The sequence below is a fragment of the Curtobacterium sp. AG1037 genome, from assembly GCF_003349855.1.
Taxonomy (GTDB): Bacteria; Actinomycetota; Actinomycetes; order Actinomycetales; family Microbacteriaceae; genus Curtobacterium; species Curtobacterium citreum.
This window is the reverse complement of sequence record NZ_QQAO01000001.1, coordinates 172671-193114: the sequence shown is the minus strand read 5'-3', so window position 1 is coordinate 193114 and position 20444 is coordinate 172671. Positions and strand designations below refer to the sequence as shown.

The window sequence follows — 20444 nt, the reverse complement described above, 5'->3', positions numbered from 1 at the left end:
CCCCCGCGCCCAGCGCGGAGGACGGCGGTGCGTCCGGCCTCGGTACCGCTCAGGATCAGCGCCCGAACTCGAACCCGGCGCCCGGGATCGCAGCGAGCAGGTCCTTGGTGTACTGCTCCTTCGGCGCGGCGAAGACCTCGTCGGTCGTTGCCTTCTCGACGATCTGCCCCTTCCGCATGACGCAGACGTTGTCCGCGACGAGGCGGACGACGGCGAGGTCGTGCGTGATGAAGAGGTAGGTCAGGCCGAGCTCGGTCTGCAGCTCGGTGAGCAGGTCCAGGATCTGGCCCTGGACGAGCACGTCGAGCGCGGAGACCGCCTCGTCGAGCACGATGACCTCGGGCTTGAGCGCGAGGGCACGGGCCACGGCGATGCGCTGGCGCTGACCACCGGAGAGCTCGTTCGGGTAGCGGTTCACCATCGACTTCGGCAGGGCGACCTGGTCGAGCAGCTCGAGCACGCGGGCCCGGCGGCTGGCCTTGTCGCCGACCTTGTGCGTGGCGAGCGGCTCCGCGATCGTGTTCCCGACGTTGTACATCGGGTCCAGCGAGCCGTACGGGTCCTGGAACACCGGCTGCACGCGGCGGCGGAAGTCGAAGAGCTCCTTGCCCTTCAGCGCGCCGATGTCGATGCCGTCGAACTGCACCGTGCCGCTCGTGATCGACTCGAGCTGCAGGACGAGCTTCGCCACGGTGGACTTGCCTGAACCGGACTCGCCGACGAGCGCCGTGGTGGTGCCCTTCGGGATCGCGAAGGACACGTCGTCCACGGCCTTCAGCTCGCGGGTCTGCAGGTTCTTGCCGCGCAGCTTGTAGACCTTCTCGAGGTTCTTCACCACGATGAGGTCCTTCGCCGGCTGGTGCTCGCGCTCCTGGGCGCGGGCGATCAGCTCGTCGTCCTCGCTGCCGGCGTCCGCGATGTCGACGTGCTGGTGCTGCACCTTCGACTGGATGCGGCGGCTCGCGAGCGACGGTGCCGCGGCGACGAGGCGCTGCGTGTACGGGTGCTGCGGGTTGGCGAGGATCTCCTTCGAGGGCCCCGACTCGACGACCTGGCCCTTGTACATGACGACGAGCTTCTCGGCGCGCTCTGCGGCGAGCCCGAGGTCGTGGGTGATGAACAGGACGGAGGTACCGAAGTCCCGCGTCAGCGTCTCGAGGTGGTCGAGGATGACGCGCTGCACGGTGACGTCGAGCGCCGAGGTCGGCTCGTCGGCGATGAGCAGCTTCGGGCGGCTCGACAGGCCGATGCCGATGAGCACGCGCTGGCGCATGCCGCCGGAGAACTCGTGCGGGTACTGCTTCAGGCGGGTCGCGGCGTCACCGAGACCGGCCTCCTGCAGCACCTCGACCGCGCGGGCACGGATCGCGTGCTTGCCGGTCGCCATGCCGTTGGCCTTGATCGCCTCTTCGACCTGGAAGCCGATCGACCACAGCGGGTTGAGGTTCGACATCGGGTCCTGGGGGACGTAGCCGATCTCCTTCCCGCGGATCTCGGACATCTCCTTGTCGGACAGCCCGACGAGCTCACGCCCGTTGAACTTGATCGAGCCACCCGTGACCTCGCCCGTGCCGGCGAGGAGCTTGATGACCGCCTGGGCGCTGGTCGACTTGCCCGAACCGGACTCGCCGACGATCGCCAGGCGCTCGCCCTGCTCGAGGGTGAAGTTGACACCGCGGACGGCCTGGACGAACCCGCTCTGCGTCTTGAACCCGACCTGCAGGTCCGTGATCTCGAGGAGCGGCGTCCCCGGGTTCGTCGGACGGCTGGTCGTGGGGTCGGTGAGCGTCTCGGTCATCGGCGGGCCCTCGCCTTCGGGTCGAGCGCGTCGCGGACCACGTCACCGAGGAGGAGGAACGCGAGCACGGTGATGGACAGGGCGGCGGACGGCCAGAAGATCGTCGACGGGTTGGTGCGGATCGACGTCTGCGCGGTGCCGATGTCGAGACCCCAGCTCAGCGCCGACGGCGGCAGCCCGATGCCGAGGAACGACAGGGTCGCCTCGGCCACGATGAACGAACCGAGGGACACGGTCGCGACGACGATGACCGGAGCGAGCGCGTTCGGGATGACGTGACGGACCAGCGTCGTGAAGCGGCTGACGCCGAGGGCGGCCGAGGCCATCACGTAGTCGGACTGCTTCGCGCTGAGGACCGCACCGCGCATGATGCGGGCGATCTGGGGCCACGCGAAGGCCGCGAGCACGAGGGCCACGGTCAGGGCGTTGCGCGCGGGGATGACGGACATGATCACGATCGCGCCGAGGATGGTCGGGATCGAGAAGAAGATGTCACCGATGCGGGAGACGATCGTGTCGAGCCAGCCGCCGTAGAACCCGGCGAGGGCGCCGATCACGATGCCGACGACGGACACGAGGATCGTGGCGACGAGGCCGACGATGACCGAGTTGCGCGCACCCCAGATGACGCGGGCATACACGTCGTAGCCCTGTCGGGTGTACCCGAGCGGGTGTCCCGGGCGCGGACCCTCGTCACTGAAGTCGAGGTTGGCCGCACGGGGGTCGACGTGCGTGAACAGGCCGGGGAAGATCGCGACGACCAGCACGAGCAGGATGAGGACGGACGAGATCCAGAACGTCGGGCGGGTGCGCATGGAGTCCCATGCGTCCGTCCAGATGGAACGGGTCTTCTCGTCCTCGTTGACCTGGTCGACCGCCTGCAGCGGCGTCTCCTCGATCGGCGCGACGTAGTGCGTCGCGGAACGGGACTCGGCGTTACTTGGCATAGCGGATCCTCGGGTCCAGGACGGCGTAGAGCAGGTCGACCAGGAGGTTGGCGAGCATGAAGATGATGACCATCACGGCGACGAAGGACACGACCGTGGGTCCCTCGCCGAGCTTGACGGCCCGGAACACCGTGCCACCGACACCGCTGATGTTGAAGATGCCCTCGGTCACGACCGCGCCGACCATCAGGTTGCCGATGTCGACACCGAGGTAGGTCACCACGGGGATGAGCGAGTTGCGGAAGATGTGCACGCCCACGACACGACGACGCGGGAGGCCCTTCGCGGTGGCGGTGCGGACGAAGTCGGCGCTCATGTTCTCGGCGACGCTCGCCCGGGTCAGGCGGACGATGTACGCGAACGACACGGAGGCGAGGACGATCGCGGGGAGCACGAGCTCCGACCACGGCGCCTGACCGGACACCGTGACCCGGAACAGGCCGAGCTGGATGCCGAAGACGTACTGCAGCAGGAAGCCCACGACGAAGGTCGGGACCGAGATGAGCAGCAGCGAGACGACGAGCGCGGTGGCGTCGAACCACTTGCCCTTCTTCAGACCAGCGATGACACCGACGACGATGCCGGCGACGGCCTCGAACACGAGGGCGAGGATCGCGAGTCGAGCGGTGATCGGGAACGCGGCCGCGAGCTGCTGCGAGACCGGCAGGCCCGAGTACGTGACGCCGAGGTCGCCCTTGAACACGCCACCGATCCAGAGCAGGTACTGGACGATGAACGGCTTGTCGAGGTTGTACTGCTGCCGGAGCTGCTCGATCACCTGCGGCGACGGCTGGCGGTCGCCGAACAGCGCGGCGATCGGGTCGCCGGGCAGCGAGAAGACCATGAAGTAGATGAGGAACGTGGCCCCGAAGAACACGGGGATGAGTTGCAGGAGGCGCTTGCCGAGGTACCAGAGCATCAGATCGCTCGGTCCTGCGCGGCGCGCATGTCGTTCTGGTTCATGTCGTGAGGGGTGGACGGTCCGCGGGTCGGCACGGGAGTCCGGTGCGGGCGGCGGCGCCCGCGGTGGTGGGGGAAGGTGTTGCCGCCGTGGTACGGGGGCCCAGGGACCGTTCGGTCCCCGGACCCCCGTCCGGTGGTCGCGGAGCAGGATACCTGCTCGCGGTGGGTCTCCGAGGAGACCCGCGTTACTTCTTCTTGACCTCGATGTCGTAGTACAGCGGCACCGAGTCCCAGCCGAACTTGACGTTGGTGACGTTGTCGTTCGACCACACGCCGGTCACGTTGGCGTACCAGAGCGGGATCTCCGGCAGGTCCTGGAACAGCAGCTCCTGGGCCTGGTCGAAGTACTTGTTGCCCTCTTCGACGGAGGAGGCCGAACGGCCCTTCGCGAGGAGGTCGTTGTACTCGGTGGAGTCGTAGCGCGAGTAGTTGCTGGACGAACCTTCACCCATGGTCGGGCCGAGGAAGTTGTACAGCGACGGGTAGTCGGCCTGCCAACCGGTGCGGCTACCGCCCGTGAGCTTGTCGTTCTTCTGCGTGTCCAGGGCCTCCTGGAACGTCGGGATCGCGTTGCCCTGCGCCTTGATGCCCAGCGTGCTGGAGATCGAGTTGGTGACCGCGGTCACCCACGCCTCGTGACCGCCATCGGCGTTGTACGAGATGGTGAGCGTCTCGTTGTAGGGCGAGATCTTGTCGGCCTCGGCCCACAGCTCCTTGGCCTTCGACTTGTTGTAGTCGAGGACGTCCGAACCCTTGAGATCACCGTTCCAGCCGGAGATCACCGGGGAGGTGAAGTCCTTGGCCGGGGTGCGGGTGCCGTCGAAGATCTTGTCGGTGATCTGCTTGCGGTTGATCGCCATCGAGATCGCCTCGCGACGGAGCTTGCCCTCTTCACCCTTCCAGTGGTCGAGGTAGTAGGGCAGGTAGATCGCCTGGAAGATCGCCGCGGCCTGGTTGACGTTCGAGTCGGGGAAGTCCGACTTGTAGGTCTGGAAGGCGCTGTCCGGGATCGCGTCGAGGACGTCGAGGTTGCCGCCCTGCACGTCTGCGTACGCGGTGTCCGGGGTCGTGTAGAACGTGATCGTCAGACCACCGTTCTTCGGCTTGCGCTTGCCCTCGTAGTCCTTGTTGGTGACGAGCTTGATGGACTGGTTGTGCGTCCAGGCCTTGTCACCGTCGAGCTTGTAGGGGCCGTTGCCGATCGGGTTCTCACCGAAGGCCTTGGTGTCCTTGTAGAACTCCGAGGGCAGCGGCATGAAGGCCGAGTAGCCGAGCGACAGCGGGAAGTCCGACTGCGGCGAGTTGAGCGTGACGGTGAACTCGTCGTCGCTCTTGACCTTGAGTCCGGTGAGCTCCGAGTCCTTCTCGGCGTCGTAGCCCTGGATGTTCTCGAAGAAGTAGCTCGCGCCCTGCGCGTTCGAGAACTGGGCAGCCCAGTTCCACGCCTTCGTGAACGACTCAGCCGTGACCTTCTCGCCGTTGGTGAAGGTGTAGTTGGTGTTCAGCTTGATGTCGTAGGTCTTCGAGTCATCGGTGGTGATGCTCTTCGCGACCTCGTTGACCGGCTTGCCCTTCTCGTCGTACGAGACGAGGCCCTCGAAGATCGACGAGACGATCTTGCCGCCACCGGTCTCGGTGGAGTTCGAGGGGATGAGCGGGTTCTGCGGTTCGCTGCCGTTCGTCGTGACGATGCCGGACGCGTTCGTCGAGCCCGAGTCACCACCGTTGCTGCTGCTGCCGTTGGACGAGCAGGCGGTCAGGGCGAGTGCTGTGGCCCCGAGCACGGCGAGGGCGGAGAGCCCAGCGCGCTTCTTGATCAAGGTTCCTCCTGGTGCATGGGACGCGCCAGGCACAGAGGTGCTGCCGGGCGCGCGTGTCATTGCACTGTAGGCAGTGCCGAGACCACCGACCAAACCCTGCGGAGATCGGTTACAAATCGGAAACCAAGTCGCAGGATCGTTGCGGGAGGATGCAAGTTTCGCGCGCTCGCACGAACCCGATGCCGGATTGTTGCTTCTGCAACGAAGTTGTTGCACGAGCGCACAGCGGTGTGCAAGCGAACCGCGACGCCGCGGGACGTGGAGCGCTCCGACCTTTCCGGCCGCCGGGACGGACCCGGACGCACGCGTGCCCCGCCCGGACGGACCGGACGGGGCACACGCTACCTGCTCTGCTGGATCGGGGGAACGGTCAGGCGAACGCCTCGATCGGCGGGCACGCACACACCAGGTTGCGGTCCCCGTACGCCTGGTCGATGCGACGCACCGGCGGCCAGTACTTCCGCGCGCTGATGCCGGGCAGCGGGTAGACCGCCTGCTCCCGGGTGTAGGCGTGCGCCCACTCCCCCGAGATCACCGACGAGGCCGTGTGCGGGGCGTGCACGAGCGGGTTGTCGTCCGCCGGCCACTCCCCTCGTTCGACGGCCGCCGCCTCGGCCCGGATCGCGAGCATGGCGTCCACGAACCGGTCGAGCTCGGCGAGGTCTTCGCTCTCGGTCGGCTCGACCATGAGCGTCCCGGCGACCGGGAACGACATCGTCGGCGCGTGGAACCCGTAGTCGACGAGCCGCTTCGCGACGTCGTCCACCGTGATGCCCGTGCTGTCGCGCAGCGGCCGCAGGTCGAGGATGCACTCGTGCGCCACGAGCCCGTCGGCGCCCGTGTAGAGCACCGGGAACGCGTCCCGCAGCCGTGCCGCGACGTAGTTCGCGCCGAGCACGGCAGCCTCGGTCGCGCGGGTCAGCCCCTCGAGCCCCATCATCCGGACGTAGGTCCACGTGATGGGCAGGATGCTCGGGCTGCCGTACGGCGCCGACGACACCGGACCGCCGGCATGCGCGAGGCGCCCGTCGGCCGCCTCCGCGGTCGTGCCGGTCCGACGGTCGTCCTGCTGGGCCATCGGGTGGCCGGGCAGGAACGGTGCGAGGTGCGCCTTCGCCGCGACCGGGCCGACACCGGGGCCGCCGCCGCCGTGCGGGATGCAGAAGGTCTTGTGCAGGTTCAGGTGCGACACGTCGCCGCCGAAGTCGCCGAAGCGCGCGTGCCCGAGCAGGGCGTTGAGGTTCGCGCCGTCGACGTAGACCTGACCGCCGGCGTCGTGCACGGCGTCGCAGACCTCGCGGATGTCGTGCTCGTAGACGCCGTGGGTGGACGGGTAGGTGATCATCAGCGCCGCGAGCGTGTCCGCGTGCTGCGCCGTCTTGGCGCGGAGGTCGTCGAGGTCGACGTTGCCGTCGTCGTCGCACGCCACCACGACCACGCGCATCCCGGCGAGCACCGCCGACGCCGCGTTGGTGCCGTGGGCGCTCGACGGGATCAGGCAGACGGTCCGCTCGGTGTCGCCGTTCGACCGGTGGTACCCGCGGATCGCCAGCAGGCCCGCGAGTTCGCCCTGGCTGCCCGCGTTGGGCTGCAGCGAGACGGTGTCGTAGCCGGTGACCTCGGCGAGCCAGGTCTCGAGGTCGCCGATCATGTCGAGGTACCCCGCGACGTCCTCGCGCGGGGCGAACGGGTGCACGTTCGCGAACTCCGGCCAGGTCACCGCCGCCATCTCGGTCGCCGCGTTGAGCTTCATCGTGCAGCTGCCGAGCGGGATCATGCCGCGGTCGAGCGCGTAGTCCTTGTCGGACAGGTGCTTCAGGTACCGCATCATCCGGGTCTCGCTGCGGTGCGCGCTGAAGACGGGGTGCGTCAGGTACTCGCTGCTGCGCAGCAGGGCGGACGGGAGGCCCGTGGCTGCGTCCCGGACGGCGGTCTCCGTCCCGGGGACGGTCGCGTCCACGGCACCGAACACGACGGCGAGGGCCGTCACGTCGTCCGGGGTGGTCGTCTCGTCGACGGACACCTGGAGGGTGTCGGCGTCGACGCGGTGCAGCAGGTACGAGGCGCTCCGGGCGGCGTCGACGATCGCACCGGCCCGACCCGGCGCGCGGAGGGTGAGGGTGTCGAAGAACGCCTCGTGCACCACCTGGAGTCCGGCACCACGTGCCGCGTCGGCGAGCGCCGTCGTCGTCCGGGCGACCCGGTCGGCGATGAAGCGCAGCCCCTCGGGCCCGTGGTAGACGGCGTACATCGAGGCCATCACGGCGAGCAGCACCTGCGCGGTGCAGATGTTGCTCGTCGCCTTCTCGCGGCGGATGTGCTGCTCGCGGGTCTGCAGGCTGAGGCGGTAGGCCATCTGTCCGTCGGCGTCGAAGGACACCCCGACGAGTCGGCCCGGCAGCTGGCGCTCGAGACCGGCACGGACGGCGAGGTAGCCGGCGTGCGGGCCGCCGAAGCCGAGCGGGACGCCGAAGCGCTGGCTCGTGCCCACGGCGACGTCGGCGCCGAGGTCCCCCGGGCTGGCGAGCAGCGTCATGGCGAGCAGGTCCGCGGCGACGACCGCGATGCCGCCGCCCGCGTGGACGCGCTCGATGGTGGCGGTCGGGTCGACGATGCGTCCGGAGGCTCCGGGGTACTGCAGGACGACCCCGAACGCGCCGTCGAGCTGCTCGTCGGTGGGGCCGTCGACCGCGTCGAAGGTGCGCAGGGCGATCCCCACGGCGTCCGCACGGTGGTCGAGGAGCGCACGGGTCTGCGGCAGCAGGTCGGCGTCCACGAGGAACGCGTCCCCCTTGACCTTCGACGCGCGGCGGGCGAGGAGCATGCCCTCGACCACGGCGGTGCCCTCGTCGAGCATCGACGCGCCCGCGGTCGCCATACCGGTCAGGTCGGACACCATCGTCTGGAAGTTGATGAGCGCCTCGAGCCGGCCCTGCGAGATCTCCGGCTGGTACGGCGTGTAGGCCGTGTACCAGCTCGGGTTCTCGAGCACGTTCCGCTGGATCACCGCGGGTGTGTGCGTGCCGTGGTAGCCGAGGCCGATCATCGCGCGGCGGACGGTGTTGCGCCCGGCCTTGGCACGGAGTTCCGCGAGGGCCTCGGTCTCGCCGACCGCAGCGGGGATCGCGGAGTGCGTGACCGGGACGGCGTGGATCGACTCAGGGATCGCGGTGCGGACGAGCGCGTCGAGCGACGGCTGCCCGACGGTCTCGAGCATGGTGCGCTGGTCGGCGGCCGTCGTGCCGATGTGACGGTCGGCGAAGGACGTCTGCAGGTTCTGGTCGGCGGTCGTCATGCGATGGAGGCCCGGTACGCGTCGTGGTCCATGAGGTCCTCGGGGAAGGAGGTCCCGTCGACCTTGAGCTTGACGAGCCAGCCCGCGCCGAAGGGGTCCTGGTTCACGGTGTCGGGGGCGTCGACGACGGCGTCGTTCACCGCGATGACCTGCCCCTCGATCGGCGCGAAGAGCTCGCCGACGCTCTTGGTGGACTCGATCTCGCCGATCTGCTCACCCGCGGTCGTGGTGGTGCCCACGGCGGGGAGCTCGACGTAGACGACGTCCCCGAGTTGCTCGGCGGCGTGGTCGGTGATGCCCACGGTGACGGTGTCGCCCTCGACGAGGATCCACTCGTGGTCGGCGGTGTACTGGAGTGCGGTCTGGTCGGTCACGGGCTCAGCCTCTCGGAGTGCGGCGGTAGAAGGGGAACGGGGTGACGGTGCTGGGGACGGCGGTCCCGCGGACGTCGATGTGGAGGACGGTGCCCTCGGTGGCGAGGGCCGGGTCGACGAAGGCCATCGCGACCGGGTGCCCGAGCGTCGGGGAGAGCGCCCCGGAGGTGACGGTCCCGACGACGGTGCCGTCGTGCAGCACGTCGTAGCCGGCGCGGGGAGCGCGACGACCCTCGGTCACGAGTCCGACGAGCACCGGGGCGTCGTCGGCGGGCTGCACACCGGCGTCCCCGACGAACGAGCCCGAGGTCGCGACGACCCGGCCGAGTCCGGCCTGGGCGGGACGCACGGTGGTGTCGAGCTCGTGCCCGTACAGCGGCATGCCGGCCTCGAGCCGGAGCGTGTCGCGCGCGGCGAGCCCCGCCGGGACGACACCGCGGTCGGCGCCGGCGTCCAGGAGTGCGTCCCAGATCGCCGTCGCGACGTCGGTGTCGCTGTAGATCTCGAAGCCGTCCTCGCCCGTGTAGCCCGTGCGGGCGACGAGGACCTCGGCGCCGTCGAACAGCGCGTGGAGCACCCGGTAGTACCGGAGCTCGTCGAGCGGCGTCTCCGGCTGCAGGCGGTCGGCGACGACGAGCGCGTCGAGCGTCCCGGCGGCGGCGGGCCCCTGGATCGCGACGAGCGCGGTGCTGTCCGAGTCGTCGGAGACCGCGACGTCGAACCCGGCGGCGCGGGCGGTCAGCGCGTCCACGGCGACGGACCGGTTCGCGGCGTTCGCGACGACGAGGAACACGTCCTCGCCGGTGCGGTAGATGACGAGGTCGTCGAGGATGCCGCCGTCCTCGGCGAGCAGGAACGAGTACTTCGCCCGGCCGACCGGCATCGCGCCGAAGGAGCCGGCGAGCGCGTGGTCGAGGAAGGCCACCGCCTGCGGACCGGTGACCCCCACCTCGGCCATGTGCGAGAGGTCGAACACCCCCGCGGCCGTGCGGACGGCGTGGTGCTCGGCGAGGTCGGAGGAGTAGCGCACGGGCATCCGGTACCCGGCGAAGTCGGTGAAGGAGGCGCCCGCGGCTTCGTGGGCGGACTCGAGTGGCGAGGAACGCATGAGGGAGTTCTCCTGGCATCGGCAGGACCCGACGGCCATCGTCGGGCGGAACTCCCCCTCTGTCATGGGCCTGAGAGTTTCACCGCGGCCCGTGAGGTCCGGCGGCTTTCACCGTGGGCGAGACGGCGGACCACCCGGCGGGGGCACGTCGTCTGCTTTTCAGAGTGGCCTGTCCGCTGCGGTGTGGGACCTGAGAGATTGGCGGGGGGGGATTGCTCCTTCGGTGTCGCGCGTGCCCGTGGGCACCGCACGACGTCTCCCGCGACGGATGAGCGGCCGGTGTTCAGTTGTCCGGTGCCGAGTGTACCGACACCGCGTTTCCGGCATGTGTCGCAGCCGGGGCTTCGACGTCTCGTAGAATGCACCGGTGGCAGGACAGCGATCGCGCCCCCGCGGGCAGCTCGAACAGGCGGTGCTCGAGGCGCTGTGGGCCGCTGACGACGACAGGGCCGCCGACGCGGACGCCGGGCTCACCGCCCGCCAGGTCCTCGACGCGTTCCGCGAGCCGCGCCCCGCGCTGACCACGGTCCTCACCGTGCTCGACCGGCTCGGCCGCAAGGGCCAGGTGGACCGACAGGAGCACGACGACGCGCCCCTGACCTTCCGCGCCGCGCACAGCCGCGAGCAGCAGACCGCCTCGCTGATGTCGAACGCGCTCGCCGCCGCCTCCGACCGCGAGGCCGCCCTGCTGCAGTTCACAGGCTCGCTCGCCTCGGACGACCTCGACGTCCTCCGCCGCGCCCTCGACGCCCGAGCCCGCTCCTGATCCCGAGCCGCCCGTGGTCGTCGCCGGAGTCGCCCTCATCGCCCTCGCGCTCGTCGTGGTGGTCGTCGCGCCGCGGGTCCTGACCCGCTCGGCCTGGACCATCGACCACCCCCGGACCGCCCTGGTCTCGTGGTCGGTCGCCGTCCTGCTCGGCGTGGTCGGCTTCGTGGTCGGCATCGCCCTCGTCGTCCTGACCGACCGCCCGCTCACCGATCCGCTGCGCCTCGGCGACTCCCCCACGCACGGCCTGAACCTCGGGGTCGCCCTGCTCGGCGTGCTCGCGTTCGTCGTCGCGGTGCGGGTCCGCCCCGGGGCGGAGCACGAGGCCGTCCGCGACGCCATACGGTCCGGCGCGGCACCGCAGCGCGAGATCGTCGGCACGCGCGTCGCGCTGGTCGAGGCGGACCACGCACTGGCGTGCGCGGTCCCCGGCAGGTCCGGCGGGGTGCTGGTGAGCACCGGGCTCGCGGACCTGCTGCGGACGGACGAACTGGAGGCGGTGGTCGCCCACGAACGCGCCCACCTGACCCAGCACCACGCGTGGGCGGTCGCGGTCGCCGAGTCGATCGAGCGTGCGGTCCCGTGGGTGCCCGGGGCGCGCGCCATGGCGCGCTCGACGCGCGTCCTCGTCGAGTTCGCGGCGGACGACGCGGCGGCACGTCGCGTCGGACGCGACGCGCTGCGCCGGGCGGTGCTCGTGGCGGACGGGACGAGCGCGCTCGGAGCGATCCGTGCCTCCAGGCTGGGGTGACGGCGTCTGTCGGGGGCGAGGCATAGGGTGACAAGCACCGTGAAGCCACTGACCGAAGCAGACATCCGTTCGTCGTTCGTCAACGCCACCCCGGACGAGCTCGAGCAGCTCCCGATCCCGGGGCTGCACGAGATGCTCTGGGACGACCGCGAGTTCCTCGGCTGGCGCGACCCGCAGGCCGCGCGCCGGGGGTACATCGTGTCCTGGATCGACGACCGCCCCGTCGGGATCGTCGTGCGCTCCGCCGGCGGCTCCCTCCGCCCCGGCATCGCGGCCATGTGCTCGTTCTGCCACTCCCCGCAGCCCGCGACCCAGGTCCGCCTGTTCTCCGCGGCGCGCGCCGGCGAGTCCGGCCGCAACGGGAACACCATCGGGTCGTACATCTGCGAGGACCTCGGGTGCTCGATGCTCATCCGCACCGCGCCGCCGCACCTCAACCCGCCGGCGACGATCGCCATGCGCGGCGAAGCGCTGCAGCAGCGCGTGCGGAACTTCACCGAGGACGTCGCGAAGACCGCGTGAGCCGCTTCGACACCGCTCGCTGGGCCGTCGTCGAGGAGCTCGGTGACGGCCGCTGGCGCCTGAGCCTGCGCGACGAGGCCGACGACGAGCTCGGGGCGTTCGGCCTCGGGGTCGAGGGCGCCTGGGACCCGGACGTCGAACCGCACGTGGGGTTCGTGCTCGTGCAGCTCGGGCTCACGCTCCGTGGTGCCCGGCCCTGGCGGGAGGACGAGCTCGGCGACCAGCGGGCGGCGGTGCTGCCACCGGGCTGACCGACTCTGTGTCCCCGGGCACAGTGCGGGGCGACGATCCGCTGGCGGCCGCGCGCTGTTCCTAGGGTCAGCCCGTGACCACCATCCGGCCGACCGTCCTCGCCACCCTGCTCGCCCTGGTGACGGTGCTGCTGCTCGGCGGATGCACCCGGGGGTTCCTCGAGACGCCGTCGCCGAAGGGGTCCGAGGACGCGCTCGCCGCACTGCTCGACGACCTCCGTGCGCTGCCCGGCGTCGCCCGGGCTGAGGGCGACGTCGACCAGGTCGACGCGAAGGACGACCCGACGCACTGGCTCGCCCGTGTCGACGTGCGTGCCCGGACCAGCGACCTCGACGTGGCCGCTGCCGTGCGCGGCGTGGTGTCGGACCGGGGGCCGTCACCCGTGCCCGGCACGACGCTCGTCGTCGGGCTCACCGTCCCCGCCGGTGACGGTCGCGCCGCGGTCGTCGTCGACCCGGTCGACCCGGACCTGGTCGACACGGCGGCACGGCTCCGCGCCGAGTCGTTCGTCCGGATTGTCGACGCGGACCGGTACGGCACCCGGGTCGAGGCGGACGCCCTGCCCTCGTGGACGGAGACCGTCCGCCGGGTCCGGACCGACGCCGGGGACCGCACCGTGACGGTGGTGGCGGGCGACTCCTCGGTCGAGGTCGACGCGCTGCACCCCGGAGCCGCCCTGCTCGCAGCGCTCGACCAGGCCGGAGCCCGCGACGTCCGGTCGGAGGTCGGGACCCGCTACGACCGGACCGACCGCGGTGGACCCGCTCGCCCCTTCCTGCGCGCGGCCGTCCCGGATCCGCGCGGCACCGCGACGGTGCTCGCCGGCACCCGGGACGAGGCGGCCCAGGACGGCGTGACCCCGCGCACCGCGTTCTCGCTGACGGGGCCGGACGGCACCGGTGCGACGATCGTGGGTCTGCTCGGACTCCCCCTCGGCTCCGCCGAGCCGCAGGACCTCGAGGGTCCGGCGCTGCCGTGGGTGTCGGCGGACGTCAGCGCCGAGACGGAGGCCGTGCGGTCCCTCGCGGCGGAGTCCGTGGCGCGGACCGGGGTCGACGCCACGGTGACGACGACCGTCGAGCCCTGCGCGGTGGGTCGGGAGGCACTGGGGAACGAGCAGGGCACGCGGGCCGTGGCGACCGTCCTCGTGCCCGTCTACAGCCGGTACCCGGACGCGCAGGTGCCGTTCGACCGGGTCACGGCGACCTGGACCGCCGCGGGACTGGCGATGAGCGGTCGGGCGATGGGACTCGACGAGTGGACCGCCGACGACCCGGCACCGCACGGCGTCGCGAGCGCGGACATCCGCGGGACCGCCGAGGGGCTGTCGCTGCGCGTCCGGTCCGTCTGCGTGGGCTGACGGCGCGTGGTCGGCGCCGTGCGGGTGCGGTCGGTGACGGTCGGTGTCGGTCGGTGTCGGTCGGTGTCGAACCACCGATCCGACATCGAACCAGCCCCGCGCGCTGGTTCGATGTCGGGTGCCTGGTTCGATCCGGACCCCCGGGCATCGGGCGCCGTGCGGGTTCGGCAGCGCACCGCGCGGGTCAGGGCTCCGTCGCGGCGATGAAGTTGCGGAGGATCTCGCGGTCGTCGTCGGCCCGGACGGCCCACACCAGTTCGCTCCGGTGCGGATCGTCCCGCAGCGGGAGCAGCACGACCGTGTCCGGCGCGGCGAGCGTGGCGCTCTCCGGCGCGACCGTGACCCCGAGCCCCGCGCCGACCAGGTGGAGTACGGTCGCCCAGGTCGTCGCCTCCTGCACGACCCGCGGCCGGCGCCCCTCGACGACGACGGGCGCGAGGTTCCGCTCGGTCGCGACCGAACCGGCGACGGCGGGGAAGAAGACGAACGGGTCGTCCACGAGCTCCGCGCCGCGGATCGCCTTCCGGTCCGCGAGCCGGTGTCCGCGCGGGACCGCGGCCACGAAGGGTTCGGACCGGAAGGGCCGGAAGCGAACGGCGGGCGTCGGGTCGGGATCCCGCAGGACGGCGAGGTCCAGCTCGCCGCGGACGATCCGGGCGAGGAGCGTCGACGAGTAGCCCTCGGACAGCTCGACGCGGACGAGCGGGTACCGCTGCCGGAACGCCTGGACTCGCTCGATCGGCCCGAGGGGCAGCGCCGAGACGACGAACCCGACGTCGAGCCGACCGGCCTCACCCCGACCGACCCGGACGACCTCGTCCAGGTCGCGCTCCACCTGGTCGAGGAGCGACCTCGCCCGACCCTGCAGCACGTGACCCGCCGGCGTCAGCGCCACACTGCGCGAGGTCCGGACGAACAGGTCGACACCGAGGTCGCGTTCGGTGCGCCGGATCTGCTGCGACAGGGCGGGCTGCGCGAGCCGCAGTCGGGACGCTGCCCGACCGAAGTGCAGTTCGTCCGCGACGGCCAGGAAGGCGCGCAGCTGACGGAGGTCGACATCCATGCAGTCAGGTTATCGATGTGCACGAACGAGTATTGGACGTGACTGCATCGCCCGCCGAGGATGGAGGCATGCCCGAAGCGACGCCCACCCTGACCATCGCCGAACTCGACTCCCCCGCCGACGCCACCGCGTTCCGGACCCTCAACGAGGCGTGGATCGAGCGGTACTTCACGCTCGAGGACGAGGACCGGGCGATCCTCGGCGACCCGGTCGGCCGCATCGTCGAACCCGGCGGTGCGGTGTTCGTCGCCCGCCTGGACGACGAGGTGATCGGCTGCGTCGGCCTGATGCCCGTCGGCGAGCGCGTGTACGAGCTCGTCAAGATGGCGGTGTCGCCCGAGCACCAGGGGCACGGCACCGGCCGGAAGCTCATCGCCACAGCCCTGGACCGCGCGCGGGCACTGGGTTCCCAGCGCGTGGCACTCGAGAGCGCCAGCAGCCTGGCGAACGCGGTGCACCTGTACGAGGCGTTCGGCTTCCGGCACCTCGAACACGACGAGGTCACCCCGAGCCCCTACGCCCGCGCCGACGTGCACATGGTGCTCGACCTGGTGTGACCCCCGGCCCGGTAGCGTCGCGGTCGTGCACATCCGACCGCGCCGCGACGACGACCTGGAGCTCCTGGTCGAGCTACTCCGGCGCACGCACCGAGAAGACGGCTACCCGGCGCGCTGGCCCGACGACCCCGCGTCGTGGCTGACGCCGCCCGGGCACCTCGTCGCGTGGACCGCGTGGTCGTCCGGCAGCGTGGTCGGGCACGTCGGGCTGGCCGCTCCGGACCCGGACGCGGCCCCGCTGGTCACCCGGCTCGTCGTGCACCGGGACCACCGCGGGCTCGGGATCGCCGACGCCCTCCTCGCGACCGCCGAAGCGGCCGCCGCAGCCGCAGCCACAGCCGCAGCCAAGGCGACGACCGAAGCCGCCACCGACGTCGACGCCGACGCCGACGTGCCGACCCTCCGGCTCGACGTGACCGAGGAGACCCCAGGCGCGTGGCGGCTGTACGAACGCCGCGGCTGGCGGTTGACCCACCGTTCCCCTGCGGACTGGGCGAAGCCGGACGGGACCGTCCCGACCATGCGCTGGTACGAGAAGCGTCTGCGCTGAGCCGGTACGCTCGCGGCATGGCGACGTACGAGGTGCAGGCCGTCCGCGAGCGCGGCGTGTGGCAGGTGTTCATCGAGGGGACCCCGATCACCGAGGTCCTGCGCTGGTCGTCCGTCGGGCCTGTCGCACGGGAGTTCCTCGCCATGGACCGCACCGACGACCTGCGAATCCGCGTCGTCGGGCGCAACCAGTACGTCGACGACTGATCCCACGGCGTCGGACGCGCGCGGCCCTCACGCCACGTGCCAGACCAACCCCTCCTGCGCACTCGACGGGTACGCCGCCGCGATGCGGAACACCGCCTCGCGCAGGGTCTCCGGTGAGCAGGCCAGGTTGAGCCGCGCGAACCCCCGCCCCTGCGACCCGAACCCGAGTCCCGAGTTCAGCGCCACGTAGGCGTTCTCGCGCAGCGGCACCGCCGGGTCGTCGCCCAGGCCGATCCCGCGGAAGTCCAGCCACGCCAGGTACCCGGCCCGCGGGCGCGTGTAGACGACCCCGGGCAGGTGCTCGGCGAGCAGCGACCCGAGCAGCCGCTCGTTCGCCACGATCCGGGCGACGACGTCGTCGAGCCAGTCCGTCGCGAGCGTGAACGCCGCGAGGTTCGCGTGCAGGCCCAGGATGCTCGTCCGGCAGGCCACTTCCTCCCACAGCGTGTCGAGGAGCGCCTCGGTCCGGTCGTCCCCCGCCACGATCACCGAGCACTTCACCCCCGCGAGGTTCCACCCCTTGCTCGCACTCGTCACGCAGACGCTGCGGGCACCCGCGGCCTCGGCGACCATCGCGAACGGGGTGAAGCGGACTCCGGGGTGCGTCAGCGGCGCGTGGATCTCGTCGCTGATGACGAGCACGTCGTGCCGCGCGGCGAGTTCGGCGAGCGCCACCAGGTCGGCCCGGTCGTGCACCAGACCCATCGGGTTGTGCGGGTTGCAGAGCAGGAAGACGCGGACCCCGTCGGCGAACGCCCGTTCGAGCCCCTCGAGGTCGAGCCGGTAGACGCCCCACTGCTCGGCGAGCGGCACCTCCTCGACCTGACATCGCGCTTCTTCGACGAGCTCGAAGAACGGCGGGTACACCGGCGGCGTGATGGCGACGCGCCCACCGTCGGGCAGCGCGAGACGCAGCGACTCGACGATCCCGACGCTGACGTCCGTCGCCAGGTGCACGCGTGCCGGGTCGACGTCCCAGCCCCACCGCTCGCGGGCGAACTGCGCGAACGCGGGCGCGAGCGGCCCCGGTCCGTCCAGGTACCCGAGGTCGGACTGCTGCACCCGCTCGATCAGCGCCTGCCGGATCGCCGGTGCGACGTCGTGGTCCATCTCCGCGACGAACAGGGGCAGCACGTCGGGCGCGTACCGCGTCCACTTGATGCTCGTGCGGACCCCGCGGAGCGAGCCGACCGGGTCCTGTTCGTCGTCAGCCATGCGTATCAGCATGCATCGGAGAGGAGGCACGGTGCGAGTCCGACCGTCATCCCGCGTCGCAGGGGTGGTCACTTCATCAGGCTGCCCGCACCGGCCACGCCCCGACAGACTGCAGGTATTCGGTCGCCTCTGCGTCCTCCCGGAACTCGAGAAGGGCGCCCACCTTCTGCATGAGCACCTCGCGAACCTCTGCCGGAGTCGCGAAGAAGAACTCCTTGCGCGGGTTCGCCTGGTTGAGCGCGCGAGAGGCGAAGTGTCGGTGCAGCTCGGTCTCGAGGGACACAGCGTCCTCGGAGAAGTAGATGGTGTGCACGTCGAATCGGAACGGGACCGAAGCACCTCCGAGCTCGTTCACTCGATCGGAGGGCTCGAGCCTCCGAGTGAGCCCGATCTTGACGACATCGGATCCGAAGGCGCCGCGATTGGAGATGACGTAGACGTACCCCGCTCGGATGTTCGCCGCACGGAAGTCGTTCTGCTGGATTGCGGCGTCGATCTGACCGAGGCGGGCTTCGAGTACTGCGTCCACCTCGCCGTTCTCACGCAGGCGCTCGATCGTCTGCTCGATCAGTGCGCGTTCCTTGTCGAGGCGCTCGCGTTCTGCCTCGAGTTCCTGCTGGACGCGTTTCTCCTCACGCAGTCGGGCACGCTCGTCTCGCTCGAGTTCCCGCTCCTCTTGCTTCCGCATGAGCCAGTCCGACGTCAACTCGACCTCTTCAACGCGGAGGTCGTGGTACTCGGCCGCGATGCGCATCTCCATCATCGCTCCCAGTCGTGCGATGGCCTCTCGTGACTTCTCAAGCCGTCGTTTGGCGGTTTCGACGTTCCCGGCGCGCAGGGACCGAACCGCGTTGTCTGCTTCGGCGTTGTACGCGCGGAGCATGAGCTTGGAGAGATCGTCACTCATCTTCCGCCCCTTGGCGAGCGAGTTGTCGAACGTGAACATGTTCGACCGCTCGATCGCTCGTCCCTCGCGGACGAGCGCCGCGATCTCCGCTTCGATGACGGTCAGACGATCTTTGTAAGCGACTGCGTTCTCCAGCGGGTGGTGGTACCGGTAGATCCCGACTGACTGCAGGACCTGCTGATCATCGAGGGGAACCGCGCCGTTCGACGGCGCCGTCGTGCTGCTGCGAAGTCGCAGCACCTCAGCTTCGAGCGACGCGATCCGCTGATCCCGAGGATCCACGACGGCACGTTCGGTCGACCGGCTGCCGATCGCACGGTCTTGCACCTCGGACGGCTCGACCGTCGGCCGGTCACCGCTGCCTCCAGTCCAGGACGAACGCGGGATCGTCACGACCGGGGATCCCGCTCCCCTCCCTACCGGAAGGACGACGAACACGACACCGTCGCGTTCGATCTCCGTCACCGTCAGCTGTGAGTCGGCGACGGGTGATGAAGCCGTTGCGTCCGTAGTCGGCGGCGGCACGTCCTCGGAAGCGAACACCGGATCGATCGGCTCGTCCTCGATCCACAACGACCATCCGGCCGGAAGCGCTGGCCAGTCAGAGGGAGGCACCCACGATGTCGGCGGTTCCCATCCCGCCGGCACCGGCGGCCACGACGGAGGCGGGTTGAACCGTCGAGTACTCATGATCGGCGCACCCCGCCAGGATCGACGACACTGAGCGACAACGGGTTCTTCGAGATCGCAGCACCGAGGTGCTGCAGTGTCGAGGACGGCACGACTGCCGAAAGGTCGAATCCGGTGAAGTGCTCCCGCGAGGCTCCGACGGCCACCAGGGGGAAGAACCGGTCGAGCCCGGTCGCCGGATCCTTGGTGGCGGGTCCGACCTCGAGCGAGATCGACTGAACGATACCGCGGCGGTCAGCCTCGAACACCTCGTGGAGCGTGCGGAGGGCGACTTGCGCGAGTGCGTCCCCGTACCGCTCCGTCTGATCCTTCTTGGTGAGCGGAGAGCCGACGATCTCGTCCGACGCCTTCACCCAGCGGTAAGCCTTGACGGTCGGGATCGTCTCAGGTGCCGGCACGACGGCGCGGATGCGCGCCTCGCTCGAAGCGGCGTCGAAGGACGCTTCATGCCGCACCTCGAAGTCTTCCGGGTAGATCGAGTTCGCGAGGACGATGTCGAGGTACTCCTGGACGGCCTCGGGTACGCCGTACCCGAGCCCCGCGATGAGGGCATCGATCTCCGCGTTGTGCTCGTCGACATCGCGCTGGCGGACGTTGCACGCCGCTTCGTAGCGACGTCGCTCCGCAGCGAGCTGGTCACGGCGCCGCTGCTCGAGGCCTTCGTACTGTCGGTCCGCCTCTGCTTGTCGCCCAGGAAGAGAATCGCGGAGACGCTCCCACTCGGCTCCATTCGCTTGGAAGGTAGCCCACGCTTCCTGCTTCAGCTCTTCGTGCTTCTTCCGCTTTCCGAACAGACCCTTCGGAGCGGGCGGCTCTTGCCACATCGGTGCCGGCGGGAGAGCCAGAGGCATCGGGCGAGGAATCGGCGCTTCGAGATCCGGGTGCGGGAACGGCGGATGCTCGGCCGTTCGCTTCAGTTGCTCGAGGTCGACGTAGTCGTCGACCTCGAGCGTTGCCGAGAGGAGATTCGCGATCGATTCGTTCGTCAGCCTGAGCGCTTCGTTCTGGTCATCAGCCTCAGCCTTGCGGGCCTCCGCGTAGGCGGCCTGCGCTTCGCGTTCGGCGCGCTTGCGCTCTGCTTCGGTCGCCCGGGCGGATGCCGCCGCCGATCGGGCGGCCTGTGCACGAGCTCGCTCGACCTGGACGCGAGAACGTTCCACGGCTGCAAGCGCGGCAGCACGTTCCCGCCGGGCGCGAGCTGCGCGCTGATCCGCGAGCCGCTGCTGGTGCTGGATCTCCGCGAAGAAACCGCGTCTACGTGCCAAGGTCATCCCTCTCGTTCAGCGCCGATCAGCCACTG

General features: G+C 70.4%; 19 protein-coding genes and 1 riboswitch. Of the genes, 8 read left to right on the top strand and 11 right to left on the bottom strand.

What is annotated here, in order from left to right; translation table 11 throughout:
- Positions 1–55 precede the first annotated feature (55 nt).
- From DEU32_RS00915 to gcvT, 7 genes are all read right to left on the bottom strand, one after another.
- Complete coding sequence (locus tag DEU32_RS00915) at positions 56–1798, bottom strand: ABC transporter ATP-binding protein (protein ID WP_114848955.1); 1743 nt, start codon at positions 1796–1798, stop codon at positions 56–58.
- On the bottom strand, positions 1795–2745 hold the full coding sequence (locus tag DEU32_RS00910; RefSeq protein WP_114848954.1) for an ABC transporter permease: 951 nt from the start codon (positions 2743–2745) through the stop codon (positions 1795–1797). The genes DEU32_RS00915 and DEU32_RS00910 overlap by 4 nt, the downstream gene beginning before the upstream one ends.
- Entirely contained in the window at positions 2735–3664 is a 930-nt protein-coding gene (locus DEU32_RS00905; protein ID WP_114848953.1) for an ABC transporter permease, read from the bottom strand. Before DEU32_RS00905 ends, DEU32_RS00910 begins: the two co-directional genes overlap by 11 nt.
- A gap of 229 nt (positions 3665–3893) precedes the next feature.
- Positions 3894–5528 carry an ABC transporter substrate-binding protein gene (locus DEU32_RS00900; RefSeq protein WP_181819153.1) on the bottom strand — a complete coding sequence of 545 codons (1635 nt, stop codon included), beginning with the start codon at positions 5526–5528 and terminating at the stop codon, positions 3894–3896.
- A 370-nt stretch (positions 5529–5898) separates the two neighbouring features.
- Positions 5899–8823, bottom strand: a complete 2925-nt coding sequence (gcvP, locus tag DEU32_RS00895; RefSeq protein ID WP_114848951.1) for an aminomethyl-transferring glycine dehydrogenase — start codon at positions 8821–8823, stop codon at positions 5899–5901.
- The gene (gcvH, locus tag DEU32_RS00890) at positions 8820–9197 is read right to left on the bottom strand and encodes a glycine cleavage system protein GcvH (protein ID WP_114848950.1); all 378 of its coding nucleotides are present in this window, start codon (positions 9195–9197) and stop codon (positions 8820–8822) included. Before gcvH ends, gcvP begins: the two co-directional genes overlap by 4 nt.
- A gap of 4 nt (positions 9198–9201) precedes the next feature.
- On the bottom strand, positions 9202–10305 hold the full coding sequence (gene gcvT, locus DEU32_RS00885) for a glycine cleavage system aminomethyltransferase GcvT (RefSeq protein ID WP_114848949.1): 1104 nt from the start codon (positions 10303–10305) through the stop codon (positions 9202–9204).
- Between the two features lie 169 nt (positions 10306–10474).
- Positions 10475–10577: riboswitch (glycine riboswitch) on the bottom strand.
- A 95-nt stretch (positions 10578–10672) separates the two neighbouring features.
- On the opposite strand from gcvT, the gene DEU32_RS00880 reads away from it, so the two are divergent.
- From DEU32_RS00880 to DEU32_RS00860, 5 genes are all read left to right on the top strand, one after another.
- On the top strand, positions 10673–11071 hold the full coding sequence (locus DEU32_RS00880) for a BlaI/MecI/CopY family transcriptional regulator (RefSeq protein ID WP_114848948.1): 399 nt from the start codon (positions 10673–10675) through the stop codon (positions 11069–11071).
- 13 nt (positions 11072–11084) lie between these two features.
- The gene (locus tag DEU32_RS00875; protein WP_114848947.1) at positions 11085–11822 is read left to right on the top strand and encodes a M56 family metallopeptidase; all 738 of its coding nucleotides are present in this window, start codon (positions 11085–11087) and stop codon (positions 11820–11822) included.
- Between the two features lie 39 nt (positions 11823–11861).
- Complete coding sequence (locus tag DEU32_RS00870) at positions 11862–12344, top strand: FBP domain-containing protein (protein ID WP_058741971.1); 483 nt, start codon at positions 11862–11864, stop codon at positions 12342–12344.
- Positions 12341–12595: a hypothetical protein gene (locus tag DEU32_RS00865; RefSeq protein ID WP_058741970.1), complete on the top strand. Its 255-nt coding sequence runs from the start codon at positions 12341–12343 to the stop codon at positions 12593–12595. The genes DEU32_RS00870 and DEU32_RS00865 overlap by 4 nt, the downstream gene beginning before the upstream one ends.
- 74 nt (positions 12596–12669) lie before the next feature.
- Positions 12670–13956 (top strand): hypothetical protein, encoded by a 1287-nt coding sequence (locus DEU32_RS00860; RefSeq protein WP_114848946.1) that lies wholly within the window; start codon positions 12670–12672, stop codon positions 13954–13956.
- Between the two features lie 184 nt (positions 13957–14140).
- Here the strand turns inward: DEU32_RS00860 and DEU32_RS00855 are convergent, their stop codons facing one another.
- Positions 14141–15019 carry a LysR substrate-binding domain-containing protein gene (locus DEU32_RS00855; RefSeq protein WP_058741968.1) on the bottom strand — a complete coding sequence of 293 codons (879 nt, stop codon included), beginning with the start codon at positions 15017–15019 and terminating at the stop codon, positions 14141–14143.
- Between the two features lie 68 nt (positions 15020–15087).
- Here DEU32_RS00855 and DEU32_RS00850 point away from each other — a divergent pair, with 68 nt between their 5' ends.
- Genes DEU32_RS00850 through DEU32_RS00840 form a run of 3 tightly spaced genes read left to right on the top strand, consistent with a single transcriptional unit; the run spans position 15088 to position 16332 of the window.
- Positions 15088–15576 carry a GNAT family N-acetyltransferase gene (locus DEU32_RS00850; protein ID WP_114848945.1) on the top strand — a complete coding sequence of 163 codons (489 nt, stop codon included), beginning with the start codon at positions 15088–15090 and terminating at the stop codon, positions 15574–15576.
- A 25-nt stretch (positions 15577–15601) separates the two neighbouring features.
- Positions 15602–16126 (top strand): GNAT family N-acetyltransferase, encoded by a 525-nt coding sequence (locus DEU32_RS00845; protein WP_114848944.1) that lies wholly within the window; start codon positions 15602–15604, stop codon positions 16124–16126.
- A gap of 17 nt (positions 16127–16143) precedes the next feature.
- Positions 16144–16332, top strand: a complete 189-nt coding sequence (locus DEU32_RS00840; protein WP_114848943.1) for a hypothetical protein — start codon at positions 16144–16146, stop codon at positions 16330–16332.
- Positions 16333–16359: 27 nt separating this feature from the next.
- Here DEU32_RS00840 and DEU32_RS00835 read toward each other — a convergent pair whose 3' ends face one another.
- The 3 genes from DEU32_RS00835 to DEU32_RS00825 all read right to left on the bottom strand — a co-directional run bounded on the left by DEU32_RS00835 (position 16360) and on the right by DEU32_RS00825 (position 20415).
- Positions 16360–17547, bottom strand: a complete 1188-nt coding sequence (locus DEU32_RS00835) for a MalY/PatB family protein (RefSeq protein ID WP_258554739.1) — start codon at positions 17545–17547, stop codon at positions 16360–16362.
- A gap of 76 nt (positions 17548–17623) precedes the next feature.
- Positions 17624–19027, bottom strand: a complete 1404-nt coding sequence (locus DEU32_RS00830) for a DUF4041 domain-containing protein (protein WP_258554738.1) — start codon at positions 19025–19027, stop codon at positions 17624–17626.
- A gap of 113 nt (positions 19028–19140) precedes the next feature.
- On the bottom strand, positions 19141–20415 hold the full coding sequence (locus DEU32_RS00825) for a hypothetical protein (RefSeq protein WP_229666760.1): 1275 nt from the start codon (positions 20413–20415) through the stop codon (positions 19141–19143).
- Positions 20416–20444: the final 29 nt, after the last annotated feature.

What these genes read in the sequence shown, in the direction of transcription:
- DEU32_RS00915 (WP_114848955.1), bottom strand. Translation starts at nt 1,798, where the DNA reads ATGACCGAGACGCTCACCGACCCCACGACCAGCCGTCCGACGAACCCG.
- DEU32_RS00910 (WP_114848954.1), bottom strand. Translation starts at nt 2,745, where the DNA reads ATGCCAAGTAACGCCGAGTCCCGTTCCGCGACGCACTACGTCGCGCCG.
- DEU32_RS00905 (WP_114848953.1), bottom strand. Translation starts at nt 3,664, where the DNA reads ATGCTCTGGTACCTCGGCAAGCGCCTCCTGCAACTCATCCCCGTGTTC.
- gcvP (WP_114848951.1), bottom strand. Translation starts at nt 8,823, where the DNA reads ATGACGACCGCCGACCAGAACCTGCAGACGTCCTTCGCCGACCGTCAC.
- gcvT (WP_114848949.1), bottom strand. Translation starts at nt 10,305, where the DNA reads ATGCGTTCCTCGCCACTCGAGTCCGCCCACGAAGCCGCGGGCGCCTCC.
- DEU32_RS00855 (WP_058741968.1), bottom strand. Translation starts at nt 15,019, where the DNA reads ATGGATGTCGACCTCCGTCAGCTGCGCGCCTTCCTGGCCGTCGCGGAC.
- DEU32_RS00850 (WP_114848945.1), top strand. Translation starts at nt 15,088, where the DNA reads ATGCCCGAAGCGACGCCCACCCTGACCATCGCCGAACTCGACTCCCCC.
- DEU32_RS00840 (WP_114848943.1), top strand. Translation starts at nt 16,144, where the DNA reads ATGGCGACGTACGAGGTGCAGGCCGTCCGCGAGCGCGGCGTGTGGCAG.
- DEU32_RS00835 (WP_258554739.1), bottom strand. Translation starts at nt 17,547, where the DNA reads ATGGCTGACGACGAACAGGACCCGGTCGGCTCGCTCCGCGGGGTCCGC.
- DEU32_RS00825 (WP_229666760.1), bottom strand. Translation starts at nt 20,415, where the DNA reads ATGACCTTGGCACGTAGACGCGGTTTCTTCGCGGAGATCCAGCACCAG.